Genomic DNA, 12,716 nt, shown 5'->3' on the forward strand with positions numbered 1-12,716 from the left:
ACAGAACCATGAAAGCAGATAGAGAGGCCATCCCGAAGGCGGCCTCGTATCAAGCCGGTCTCTGTGGCGCCTAAAGGGCCGTGGAGATCTGCAGTTCCTGGACACCGTCGCGGCCGTAGATGTCGTCACGGAAGTGCACGACGCCGTCGCCCGTCGACCAGGCCGAGATGTAGGTGAAATAGACCGGTACCGGATCGGCCACGGGGATGCGCTTGTCTTCCTCGGTCTTGATCGAGGTTTCGATGGTGCGCCGGTCCCAGCCCGGCGTGTCGCGCAGGAGCCAGGTGACGAGATCGCGCACATTCTGCACGCGCACGCAGCCGGAAGAATGGAACCGCTCCTGATCGCGGAAAAGCTGCTGCTGCGGCGTGTCATGCATGTAGACCGCATGGGAGTTCGGGAAGTTGATCTTCACCGACGCCATGGCGTTGATCTTGCCGGGATCCTGCCTGAAACGATAGTTCACGGCCTCGTCGGTCGACCAGTCGACCATCAGCGGGTCGATCTCGGCGCCATCGGGGCCGATGATGCGGATATTGTTCTCGGCAAGGTAATTCGGATTCTCACGCACATAAGGAATGATGTCCTTGCGGACGATCGAGACGGGCGCATTCCAGTAGGGATTGAGGATGATCTCGTGGATGCGCGAGTTGAGAACCGGCGTCTGGCGATCGATCTTGCCGACAACGGCAGTGTGACGCAGCACGACGCGGCCGTTCTCGACCGCCTCGATCTCGGCTGCCGGAATGTTCACGGTCACGAACCGCTGTCCAAGATCGCCTACCATGGACCGCAGACGGACCAGATTGGTTTCAAGCTGGCCGAGGCGGATGGGCGCGGACACGTTGATCGCCGAATAGGTGTAGCGGCCGGTCACGCCGTCGGCCGGCAGGCCGTGACGCGTCTGGAAGCGCTTGAGCGCGGCATCGACATAAGAATCGAAGGCCGGCGACATGCCGGCGCGCTGCGACAGGTCACCCGAAATCATCAGACGGCGGCGCAGAACCTCAACGTCGGGATCGATGACACCTAGCTGGAGCTTCTTGTTCGCCGGCACGACCGGCCAGCCGCCCGCCGCGACGATGTTGGAATAATCTCCAATGGCGCGTTCGACGTAACCCACCGTCGCCGGGCTCAGAATCGGCTGAGTGGAATTGACGGAGCTGCCGCCGGGTGAGGACTGAGCGTCGAACTGATCGTTCCAGGCGCCTCGGCGCGGGGAATTGAAGATGGCATCGAGCGCGTTCTGCGCCTTGGCAGAACCGGCGAACGTCAAGGCACCTGCCGCGCCCGCACCGCGAATGAACATACGGCGGCTTGTCTTCATCATCTGAGAACCTTCAAATCCTTCGACGGCCGAACCGTCCGGCGTGAAATCCTGCGACAACAGCGTTAACAAACACCCAACAGCCGGCGCGCCAGGCAAATCGCCCATCGGCGTCCAGCCAGCCTGGAACGCTTGTTTTCGGCGGAATACCGCTTCTCAGTTCCACCGGATTATGTTCTTAACGTGACAGTTATGCGCGCAAAACTGAACTTAGCCTAAAATGCAAAACGGCCAGCGCCCGAAACGGACGCTGGCCGAGCCAAAATCGCGGCCCCGCTATGACCAGGTTGCCCCCGGCCGTCAAATGGCAATGGTCACATGCGGTAGGCGATCGTGTCGTTCCAGAAGCGGTCGAGCCGCTGGAGGGCGCGGTTCATCTGGCGGAACTCGTCCGCATTGATACCGCCGACCTGTTCGATCGAACCGGTGTGACGATCGTAGAGCTTGGAAACCACCTTGGCGACTTCCTGCCCCTTTGGTGTCAGGCTGACGCGAACCGACCGACGGTCGACGCGCGAGCGCTGATGGTGGATGAAGCCCATGTCGACGAGCTTCTTCAGGTTGTACGACACGTTGGAGCCGAGATAGTAGCCGCGCGAGCGAAGCTCGCCCGCCGTCAGCTCGGCGCTGCCGATGTTGAACAGAAGCAAGGCCTGAATGGCGTTGATGTCGCTGCGCCCCTGGCGCTCGAATTCGTCCTTGATCACGTCGAGCAGGCGGCGGTGCAGCTTCTCGACGAGTTGGAGCGATTCGAGGTAGAGGGAACGAAGCGCGTCTTCACGTTCTTCACTTCCAGACAGCGGTTCTTTCGCGGGTCGCGAGTTGATCATGGTAGATGCCTTTCGTTTTGACGCCGGTGAGTTTTGTTTTTTTCACCTTGGTCGCGACCGTATCGAATGCACCTAAAATTCGACTTAAACGCTAGGCTTAACAAGGCCTTACGGACGGCCCTCCTGCGATTACGGCTAAAAAGGCGTTAACCTGGGTTAATGCGCCTTGCGGCTGCGCAGCGCAAAGGCGGCACGCAAAGCGATGTAGAGGACGGCGACCAGCCCATGGAGAATGAGGAGCCAGGGCCTGGCGCCGTAAAGGTGGGGGAAGCCAGCATACATTACCGCTTCCATCGAGGCGCACAGGAACCAAACGACGGGTCCCCAGGAGGCAAGTGCCCAAAGGCCGACGGCCGCAAAGGGGAAGAGCACCGCGAGCGGCACGGCCGTGGCCTGCCAGTAGACCGGCATAAGGTCGAAGCGCCACTGAGGACCGTCGAAGAAGCCCAGAAGGCGCACCCAATAAGCAATACCGAGCACCAGGCACGAAATGGCCACTGCGCGAAGGAAAAGCTCGGAGGCGAAGTCAAGCGAGCTGGGGCGCACCGTCAGGCCTGCCGCTTCCTCCTTGGTCAAAGCTCCAGTTCTCCTTCCTCAAGCGGCGCGAAATAGGCATCGACCATTTCTTCGGCGACATCTTCCAATCGCGCCGGCTGCCACTTCGGGTCCTTCGTCTTTTCGATAATGGCGGCGCGAATGCCTTCGTAGAAATCATGGCCCTTTAGCATTCGGTTGAGGATGCGGAATTCCATGCGCATGGATTCGTCGATGGAAAGCATGGCGCCCAGATCAATCTCCCGGAACGTCACGTGAAGACTGGTGGGCGAGCGTGTTTCCATGGTGGCGAGCGTTGTGCTGGCGAATTCGTCACCCTTGTCGGCCGCTTCTTTCAGGCTGGCTACCACATCCTTGAGGGTTCCCAGCGAAAAATGCTCGGACAGGATATGTATTGTGGCGTCATCGATATCGCGCGGGACCTGGCGGCAATACCGCGACAGCGCCGCATCCACCTTCCCGGCCTGGGACATTTCATCGGCCAGCGCCTCCATGTCCTGAGAGGCGACGGCGTGGGTTCCAAGGCCGCACCATATGGCATCGCCCTGTCCAATCCTGTTGCCGGTGAGCGCCAGATATTGCCCGTAGCTGTCAACGAGTTGGGACAGGATTTGGCTTCCGCCGACATCGGGGAAGAAGCCGATGCCCACTTCCGGCATGGCAAAAACGGTCTTCTCGGTCATGACGCGGTGGGAACCGTGGCAGGACAGGCCCACGCCGCCGCCCATGACGATGCCGTCGATCAGCGCCACATAGGGTTTGGGGTATGTCGCAATCGCGGCATTGAGGCGGTATTCGTCGGCGAAGAACTCGGTATTGGGTTTCCCCGCCCTGCCCGAATGGTAGATTTCCTGAAGATCGCCGCCGGCGGAAAAGGCTCTGCCCTCTCCCCTGATCATGACGAGTTCGACCGTATCGTCGTCGCGCCATTCCTCCAGTGCCGCTGTGATGGCGCGTATCATGCGGTGGTTGACCGCGTTCAGTGCCTGCGCCCGTGTGAGCGTGATGATGCCGGCCTTGCCCTTTTGCATGAAGCGAATGTCGCCGCCTGCTGCAAAATCACGCTCCACCCGATTCCTCCACTCGCATTCAATCTGACAATCGGTGATTATGTGTCGTATGCCGCCTCGTCAATGCCGATGACGATGGACGGCGCGTCAATCCGCCCCCTGCCCGCCCCTTGCGCAGGACGGACCGTCGGATTAGCGCGTACTAGGCCAGCAAACGGGAGAGCCCAGGTGAACAGGATCACACGCCAACAGCCACAGGCGAACCGTACCGTGGACGAGATCACCGGCGGGCGGCGGCTGAGGCGCATGCGCAAGGCCGACTGGTCGCGGCGGCTCGTGCAGGAGAACCATTTGCGGGTCGATGACCTTATCTGGCCGATCTTCCTGATCGACGGCAAGGATCGCCAGGAGGACGTCGCCGCCATGCCAGGCGTGAGCCGCTATACTATCGACCTTGCCGTAAAGCAGGCCGAGCGCGCCGCCCGCCTGGGCATACCGGCCATCGCGACCTTTCCCAATATCCCACATTCCCGCCGCGATGCACGCGGCAGCGCCATCCTCGACGCCGACAACCTGATCAACCGGGCGAGCCGAGCGATCAAGGAGGCAGTGCCGGAACTGGGCGTCATTACGGACGTCGCGCTCGACCCCTTCACCAGCCACGGCCATGACGGCATTCTCAAAGACGGCGTCGTCGTCAATGACGAGACCGTCGAGCAGATAGCGCAGGCCGCGGTTCTGCAGGCGGCGGCAGGCGCCGACATCATCGCGCCGTCCGACATGATGGATGGCCGTATCGGCGCAATTCGCGATGCGCTGGACGCCGCCGGATTCCACGATGTGGCGATCATGTCCTACGCGACGAAGTTCGCCTCCGCCTTCTACGGGCCCTACCGCGAGGCCATCGGCACGGATGGGCTGCTGAAGGGCGACAAGAAGACCTATTACATAGACCCGGCGAATTCCGACGAGGCCTTGCGCGAGGCCGAACAGGATCTGGCGGAAGGTGCGGATATGCTGATGGTCAAGCCCGGCCTGCCTTATCTCGACATCGTGCGCCGTATAAAGGACGTTTTCAGCGTACCGACCTACGCCTACCAGGTGTCGGGCGAATATGCGATGATCAAGGCCGCAGCCGCCAATGGCTGGATCGATGGCGATCAGGCAATGATGGAAAGTCTGCTGGCCTTCAAGCGTGCCGGCTGCGACGGCATCCTCACCTATTTCGCGCCGGAGGTGGCCGGGCGCCTGCGAGGGTAGCCGTTACTTGAAAAGCCCGATGAAAGCCCCATCTACCGCCTTGATCGCAACCTGGAAGAGGTAGGACGACAATGGCAATGCAAACCCTGGATGGTGAAATCATGGTCGATCGCCTCGATGACCGGCGGCTTCTTGCCGGCGTTCGCACGCGCCGGGTCTTCGCATTCCTGATCGACTATGCGTTGATCCTCCTTTTGATGGTGCCGCTTGCCGTCATCGTTGCCTTGCTGGGCGTGCTCACATTGGGCCTTGGATGGCTGTTGTTCGGTATCCTCTTTCCCCTGACCGCGCTCCTTTATGTGGCAGCAACGTTGGGCGGGCGCGGACAGGCGACGCTCGGCATGCGGCTCATGGACATCCGGCTCGAGCGCATCGATGGACGCCGCGTGGACCCTGTCCTGGCCGTGGTGCACACGGTTCTTTTCTGGGCCGCCAACGCTATCCTGACCCCGCTCATCCTGCTTGCCACGCTCGTTCTCGACCGCAAGCGCACCCTGCACGACCTGCTTTTGGGAACGGTGGTTACACGAACGGGCTAAGAGGCCCGCCTGCCGGTGGCTTCGTTGGTCCTTGCGCCCCTGTTTCTGCGAGACAAGCGCACAGTTCACGACCTGCTTCTCAACGCCGTGGTGACGCGCGATTCCTGAAACACGCTACGGTTTTTGGGAAATCCGTGCTGCCAAACCGGTGGCGCGCAGATGCCTTGTTGCGCATATGACCGCTCGAGGGCAAATCCGTGCTTGCGGCGCAGTCCTTGGTGCTTATGCTCTGGCATTTGCCGAAGCGTTTTGAGCGACAGGGACTGAATGGCCGATTTCCATCTGTGGGCGACCTATGCGATCATCGTCTGCACTGTCGCCGCTTATGTCAGTGAACGCTTCACGCTCGAGCTGGTCGCGCTGGCCAGCCTTGTGGCGTTTTTGGCCCTGTTCGCCTTCATTCCCTATGAGAACGGAGCAGCGGGGCTGTCGCCGGAAGCGCTTCTGGCCGGGTTTGCCAATCCGGCGCTAGCCACGGTTCTTGCGCTGCTGATCGTGGGCCAGGGTCTGTTCGCCACCGATGCGCTGGACCGCCCGGCGCGCCTTCTGGCCAAATCAGCCGGTGGGTCGAGCGCGCGCACCATCGTCATCACGCTGATCACGGCAACGGTACTGAGCGCCGTGCTCAACAACACACCGGTGGTGGTGATCTTCATTCCCGTCCTGATCGTCTTTGCCGCGCAGCGCAGCTTTGCCGTCTCGAAGGCACTGATGCCGCTGTCGTTCATGTCGATCCTGGGCGGCATGACCACGTTGATCGGTTCGTCGACGAACCTGCTCGTGGCGGGCGTGGCGGCCGAGTCCGGAATCAACATCGGATTCTTCGACATAACGGTTCTCGGCATAATCCTGGCGGCGGTCGGCGGCTTCTACGTGCTGGTCATCATGCCGCGCATCCTGCGAGATTCGAGCAACGAGACGACGTTCAAGCAGGCCCAGTCGGGCACGCAATTCATCGGCGAAATCCACATCGGGGCGGGACACCCTTTCATAGGTATCGAGTCGCGAGCGGGCATGTTTCCGGGCCTGAGCGACCTGACGCCCAGGCTGATCGTGCGGCGCGGCATGATCTTTCACCCGCCCTTCGAGAATGTGGTGATCTCGCAGGGCGACCGGCTGATCGTGACGGCGACACGGCGGGCCTTCACCCAGGCGCTGTCACGCGGCACGGCCAGCCACCAGCGGCCCGACGATCCAGCCTCCCCTCCCGGTCCGGACTATCATATCGCCGAAGCCGTCATTCCACCTGGCTCCCGCCATGCGGGACGCACCATCCGCAATGCCGGCATTGAGACCGAGCATGGCGTGTACATGCTGGGCGTCCAGCGCAAGAGCCGCATGGGCCGTACGCCCGTTGCCGACATCCGCCTCGAACCGGGCGATACGATCCTCATCGGCGGGTCCGACCGGGCCTTCGAGGACTTACGTGAAAGCCACGATCTACTGGTGCTTGAATGGTCGGCCGAGCCCGTGCCGCAGCGGCGGAAAGCCGGCATCGCCTTTACCATTTTCGCAGCAATCGTCATCGTTGCCGCGTTCGACATCGCGCCCATCGTCGCCGCCGCCATTATCGGCTCGTTCGCCATGATTGCCACAGGTTGCCTTTCGCTGGCACAAGCCGGGCGCGCCTTCGATCGGCAGATATTCCTGCTGGTCGGCTCGTCGATTGCCGCTGCGACCGCGCTGGAGCAGACCGGAGGGGCCATGCTGATCGCGGATACGGCAGTGGACTTGCTGAAGGACCAAAGCGCCGTGGTGATCCTCTCAGGCTATTTCGCCGTGGTCGCGGTGCTGACGAACCTCTTGTCGAACAACGCCACGGCGGTGCTCTTCACGCCGATCGGGATCGGCATTGCCCATGCGATCGGTGCCCCGCCCGAGATCTTCGTGGTGGCGACGATCTTCGCAGCCAACGCGTCCTTTGCAACGCCCATCGGCTATCAGACCAATCTTCTGGTGATGGGACCCGGGCATTATTCGTTTCGCGATTTCATGAAGGCTGGCATTCCGCTTGTGATTATAATTTGGTTGACCTTTTCCCTTGTCGGTCCATGGTATTATGGGCTTTGAAGAGGACTAGGGCGTGGGAGCGCGGCGCGCACACGCCATTCACCATTCCAGGGAGTGACGCCCGCCAACGATGACGCAGCAGCCGAGCCAATCTCCGCAATTCTTCCTGACCGCCCCCTCTCCCTGCCCCTATCTGGAGGGACAATTCGAGCGGAAAGTGTTCACGCATCTGGTTGGCGACAGAGCCCCCGAGCTTAACGATCTGCTGACGCAGGGCGGATTCCGCCGATCCCAGAATATCGCTTACCGGCCAGCCTGCGAGACATGCCGGGCTTGCGTCTCGGTGCGTATCCTCGCGCAGGAATTTCAGCCCACCCGCAATATGAAACGCATTCTCAAACGTAACGGCGACATGATCGGCTCGCCCCACGCGGCCGAACCATCGACGGAGCAATATTCGCTGTTCCGGACCTATCTGGATGCGCGACACAAGAAGGGCGGCATGTCCGACATGACGGTTCTCGACTATGCGATGATGGTCGAGGATACACATGTCGACACCCAGATCATCGAGTACCGCCGGCGCGGAGCCGGTTCCTTCGTTACAGGGCGAGGCGAAGGCGAACTGATGGCTGTCGCGCTGACGGACAAGATGGCCGACGGCCTATCCATGGTCTATTCGTTCTACGATCCCGCCCATGAGGACCGGTCCCTGGGCACTTTCATGATCCTCGACCACATAAGGCGCGCGGTCGCCGCCGGCCTGCCCCACGTCTATCTTGGATATTGGGTCAATGGGTCGCGCAAGATGGCCTATAAGGTGCGCTTCAAGCCGCAGGAACACCTCGGCCCCAACGGCTGGGGCCGCATCGAATAGAAGGCGATCCGGCCGTACCCGCTGCAAGCTCTTTTCCGGAGAGGTTCTCCAACCGTGTCCGCACCCGACCCTTCCATGCATATCAAGGGACTGGCGCTGACCGCACTCGGCGGCATGACGCTTACCATAGACATACCGCTCATTCGGCTGGCGGACGGCGATCACTGGCCTATCCTGATGGTGCGCAGCGGACTGACCGTGATCGCCGCTCTGGTGATCTGGTCGGTATGGCGCATGTTCTCGCGCGATGTTCCCGCCCTGGTTCCGGGTAAGCATGGATTGATAGTGGCAGGGCTCTATGCACTCGCCAATATCACGTTCATCGGCGCCGTCTACAACACGTCGACCGCCAATCTGGTGTTCATCCTGGCTTTCAACTCAATGTTCGCCGCCCTTCTTTCCTGGATTTTCCTCAAGGAAAGGCCGCGCCCAGCGACGATCGTCGCCATGTTCGTCATGATGGCCGGCGTGCTGATCATCGTCGGCGATAGCGTCGGCACGGGCAATCTTGCCGGCGACATGATGGCGCTGGCATCGGCCTTCCTGATCGCCTCGGCAATCACCGTGAGCCGGGCCAGCAAGCGCGACATGGGTTTCGCCGCCCTGGTGGCCGTCGCGTTGCCCTTTGTCCTGTCGGCCGTCATGACGGCCAAGACTGGCTATCGGATCGAAGCTCCATGGTGGATCGTTCTCAACGGCGCGATCGTCATGCCGCTCGCCTTCTTCTGCCTCGCCAACGGGCCCAAATATCTGTCGGGTCCCGAAGTGGCGATGTTCTATCTGCTGGAGACGGTGCTGGCGCCGGTGTGGGTCTGGCTGATCTTTTCTGAAGCTCCCACCATACAAAGCCTGATCGGCGGCTCCATCCTGGTGGTAACGCTGATTGCGCATTCCCTATGGCAGATCCATGCCGGGCGAAGACGGCGCGCCGCCGCTTTGATGCGGCATCCTCTCTGACGGGGCGACGGAGCATCTTGCAGTCAGGTGGAATCACCTGACGCCCGCATGAATGCCTGTAACGGAATTACTCAAAGCCACCGTCTCAGGAAAACTTGCCCGTGCGCGGAAAGCCCTTCGGCGCCATGCGGCCGGCGGCGGCGCGGTTGCCGAGCCACTCGGCCAGTTCCTCGCGCGATTTCACGAAGGTACGATCGGCCGAATCGCGCCAGGAAAGGCCCGCCTCCATGGCGAACGACTTCAGGTCGGAGATACCGCCGTCCTTGTAGCGCTGCAGGCGCACGCCCTTGCCGCGTGCCATCTCCGGCACCTCGGAAAGGGGGAAGACCAGCAGCTTGCGGTTCTCGCCGACAATGGCAACGTGGTCGCCTGATATGGGGACGCACATCTTGGTCTCGTCCGGCGCCTTCACATTCATCACCTGCTTGCCCTTGCGGGTGTTGGCTATCATGTCCTTTTCAGCGACCACGAAGCCATTGCCGGCATGGGAAGCCAGAAGAAGCTTGCGCTCCGGGTCGTGGACAAAAGCAGTGACAATCGCCTGGTCGTTTTCCATGTCGACCATGATACGCACGGGCTCTCCGTGGCCGCGTCCGCCGGGCAGACGGTCGGCGCCGATCGTGTAAACCTTGCCGCCCGTGGTGAGCAGCAGAATCTTGTCGGTGGTCTGGGCATGGAAGGCGAGCTTCAGGCTGTCACCCTCCTTGAACGCGAGGGTGGAATAATCGGACAAATGCCCTTTCATGGCGCGCAGCCAGCCCTTTTCGGAGAGCACCACCGTGATCGGCTCGCGCTCGATCAAGGCTTCCTGCACGTCTTCCAAGTCGTGCTCCGGCGCGTCCGCGAAGGTGGTGCGGCGCGCGCCTAGCTCCGGGTTCTTTTCCGGATCGTAGGTCTGACGAACCTTCGAGACTTCCCAACGCACCGTCTTCCACTGCTTGGCCTCCGAGGCGAGCAGTCCCTCGATCTGGGTCTTTTCCTCGGATAGCTTGTCGAACTCCTTGCGGATTTCGAACTCCTCCAGCTTGCGCAGGGCGCGCAGGCGCATGTTGAGGATGGCTTCGGCCTGGTTGTCGGTCAGCTCGAAGCGGGCGATCATCTCCTTCTTGGGCTCATCCTCCTCGCGGATGATGCGGATGACCTCGTCGATGTTGAGATAGGCGACAAGGTAGCCGGCCAGGATCTCCAGCCGCTTCTCGATCTCTGAAAGGCGATGGCGCGAACGGCGCAGGAGCACCTCGCGGCGGTGGTCGAGCCACTCGCGCAATACTTGCTTGAGCGAGAGCACGCCCGGCACCTTGCCGCGCGACAGGACGTTCATGTTGAGCGGGAAGCGGGTTTCCAGGTCGGTCAGCCTGAACACCGATTCCATCAGCAATTCAGGCTCCACCGTCCGGCTCCTGGGCACAAGCACGACGCGGATGTCCTCCGCGCTCTCGTCGCGGATGTCTTCCAGCAGAGGCAGCCGGCGGGAAATGATGAGTTCGGCGATCTTCTCGATCAGCCGCGATTTCTGGATGCCGTAGGGAATTTCCGTGACCACGGCTGTCCACATGCCGCGGCCCTGGTCTTCCTTTTCCCAGCGTGCGCGCACCCGGAAGCCGCCGCGACCAGTCCTGTAGGCCTCGCGGATCGAATCCTGATCCTCAACGATGATGCCGCCGGTCGGGAAATCCGGTCCTTTCACGAAGTCGAGCAGGCGTTCGTCGGCAACAGACGGATCATCGATGATGGCAAGGGCGGCGTCGCAGATTTCGGCGGCGTTGTGCGGCGGGATCGAGGTCGCCATGCCGACCGCGATCCCGCTCGATCCATTGGCGAGGAGGTTGGGGAAAGCGCCGGGAAGGACCGTGGGCTCCTCGTCCTCCTCATTGTAGGTCTTGCGGAAATCGACCGCGTCTTCGGTGATGCCCTCCAGAAGCGAAGTGGCAGCCTCCGTCATGCGCGCCTCGGTATAGCGCATGGCGGCCGCGTTATCGCCATCGATGTTGCCGAAATTGCCCTGCCCGTCGACGAGCGGGTAGCGCATGGCGAAAGACTGGGCGAGGCGTACCAGCGCGTCGTAGATCGACTGGTCGCCGTGGGGATGGAACTTGCCCATCACATCGCCGACGATGCTGGCGCATTTGGCGAAGCGTTGCCCCGGCTCCAGGCGGGCCAGGCGCATGGCATGGACGATGCGGCGGTGGACCGGCTTCATGCCGTCGCGCACATCGGGCAGGGCCCGGTGCATGATGGTCGACAGCGCATAGGCCAGATAGCGCTCCTCGAGCGCCTTCTTCAGGTCGACCGGCTCGGCCGATGCGCGACCTTCACCGCCGGGTGGAAGCAGATCTTTTCCCATGGCTTTCGGTTAGACCAGTGAGTGATTCGCGGCAAGGGGAAGTGGCGGAGCGGTGAATGGTGAGTGGCAGCCTGTTCTTCCAGCCTATTCACTATGCACGATTCCCTACCGCGTTACCTGCTCCAGAAAGCGCTCGACAGCCAAGGTCGCCGGATCCCCAGGCTGGCCGAGCTTTCTGGCGATGGAGCCGTGTGTGTAGCGCCCGCCATCGAAGACGGCGACCTGTGCTCCACGGGCACGCAAGAGGTTCGCGTAGCCGTTGGTGAGCGCGCGGCGGCGCTCGCCGTTCGAACCCGAATGCAGGAAGAGATGAGGCGGAAAGCCGCTGCCGCGCCGGGCATAGGTGACCGGCGACCAGCGCACCCAGTCATCGGGATTGGAGCCGAAGGCGTTTATATAGGGGTAGCCGAGCGAGCCGCGCATGCCGGCATAGGCCACCATGTCGTAGGCCTGCACGTCGTTGGGGATGACGCCGCGCACATTGCCGACCATGCCGCGCGCGGCACCCAGCGCCACCAGATGCGCGCCCGCCGAATGCCCCATCAGCACGATGCGCGAAGGATCGCCGCCATAGCGCCCAATGTTGGCACGCACCCAGGAAACCGCCTGCGCAAGGTCCCTTGCCTGCCCGTCAATCGTGGTAGCCGGCACCTTGCGATAATCTATGGAAACAAGGAGGTAGCCTTTGCTGTTCAGCCATTCGGGTAGCGAATAGACCTTCTTGCGGCTGCCCTTCACCCACCCTCCCCCATGAGCGTAGATGACCACGGGCTTCGGTCTGCTGCCGGCGAAAGCAAAGAGATTGAGCCCGAGAGAGGCGCGCGTCACCTCTTCGCCGGGTTGATGGATGTCCAGCGCCAGGCCACCGCCATAGTTCACGCCCTCCTGCAGCGCGCCAGCCCTGGCCGGCATGCCCGTCATCGCGACGGCGATCAGCGCCAGCAGCGTCAAAAGGCACAATATGAAGAGGCGATCTGTTCTCGCGAACGCGACGTGGTGCATAGTTC

Annotated in this window: 11 protein-coding genes; 5 read left to right on the forward strand and 6 right to left on the reverse strand. The window is 61.9% G+C overall.

Annotation, left to right across the window (positions count from 1 at the left end; translation table 11 throughout):
• Positions 1–70 precede the first annotated feature (70 nt).
• The 4 genes from N1058_RS00250 to N1058_RS00265 all read right to left on the reverse strand — a co-directional run bounded on the left by N1058_RS00250 (position 71) and on the right by N1058_RS00265 (position 3,782).
• The gene (locus tag N1058_RS00250; protein ID WP_265515891.1) at positions 71–1,327 is read right to left on the reverse strand and encodes a L,D-transpeptidase family protein; all 1,257 of its coding nucleotides are present in this window, start codon (positions 1,325–1,327) and stop codon (positions 71–73) included.
• Between the two features lie 314 nt (positions 1,328–1,641).
• Positions 1,642–2,157, reverse strand: coding sequence for a transcriptional regulator LdtR (ldtR, locus tag N1058_RS00255; RefSeq protein WP_265515486.1), 516 nt, complete (start codon positions 2,155–2,157; stop codon positions 1,642–1,644).
• Between the two features lie 156 nt (positions 2,158–2,313).
• Complete coding sequence (locus N1058_RS00260) at positions 2,314–2,733, reverse strand: DUF6163 family protein (protein WP_265515487.1); 420 nt, start codon at positions 2,731–2,733, stop codon at positions 2,314–2,316.
• Positions 2,730–3,782, reverse strand: coding sequence for an enoyl-CoA hydratase/isomerase family protein (locus N1058_RS00265; RefSeq protein WP_265515488.1), 1,053 nt, complete (start codon positions 3,780–3,782; stop codon positions 2,730–2,732). Before N1058_RS00265 ends, N1058_RS00260 begins: the two co-directional genes overlap by 4 nt.
• Positions 3,783–3,857: 75 nt before the next feature.
• On the opposite strand from N1058_RS00265, the gene hemB reads away from it, so the two are divergent.
• The 5 genes from hemB to N1058_RS00290 all read left to right on the forward strand — a co-directional run bounded on the left by hemB (position 3,858) and on the right by N1058_RS00290 (position 9,365).
• The gene (hemB, locus tag N1058_RS00270) at positions 3,858–4,982 is read left to right on the forward strand and encodes a porphobilinogen synthase (RefSeq protein WP_420847917.1); all 1,125 of its coding nucleotides are present in this window, start codon (positions 3,858–3,860) and stop codon (positions 4,980–4,982) included.
• Between the two features lie 71 nt (positions 4,983–5,053).
• Positions 5,054–5,521 (forward strand): RDD family protein, encoded by a 468-nt coding sequence (locus N1058_RS00275; RefSeq protein ID WP_265515490.1) that lies wholly within the window; start codon positions 5,054–5,056, stop codon positions 5,519–5,521.
• A gap of 267 nt (positions 5,522–5,788) precedes the next feature.
• On the forward strand, positions 5,789–7,591 hold the full coding sequence (locus N1058_RS00280) for an SLC13 family permease (protein WP_265515491.1): 1,803 nt from the start codon (positions 5,789–5,791) through the stop codon (positions 7,589–7,591).
• A gap of 70 nt (positions 7,592–7,661) precedes the next feature.
• On the forward strand, positions 7,662–8,408 hold the full coding sequence (locus N1058_RS00285; RefSeq protein ID WP_265515492.1) for an arginyltransferase: 747 nt from the start codon (positions 7,662–7,664) through the stop codon (positions 8,406–8,408).
• 75 nt (positions 8,409–8,483) lie between these two features.
• Entirely contained in the window at positions 8,484–9,365 is an 882-nt protein-coding gene (locus N1058_RS00290) for a DMT family transporter (RefSeq protein ID WP_265515892.1), read from the forward strand.
• Between the two features lie 85 nt (positions 9,366–9,450).
• Here N1058_RS00290 and parC read toward each other — a convergent pair whose 3' ends face one another.
• Entirely contained in the window at positions 9,451–11,709 is a 2,259-nt protein-coding gene (gene parC, locus N1058_RS00295; RefSeq protein ID WP_265515493.1) for a DNA topoisomerase IV subunit A, read from the reverse strand.
• Positions 11,710–11,814: 105 nt separating this feature from the next.
• Complete coding sequence (locus N1058_RS00300) at positions 11,815–12,711, reverse strand: alpha/beta hydrolase (protein WP_265515494.1); 897 nt, start codon at positions 12,709–12,711, stop codon at positions 11,815–11,817.
• Positions 12,712–12,716: the final 5 nt, after the last annotated feature.

Source organism: Nitratireductor luteus (genome assembly GCF_026162365.1).
Lineage (GTDB): Bacteria > Pseudomonadota > Alphaproteobacteria > Rhizobiales > Rhizobiaceae > Chelativorans > Chelativorans luteus.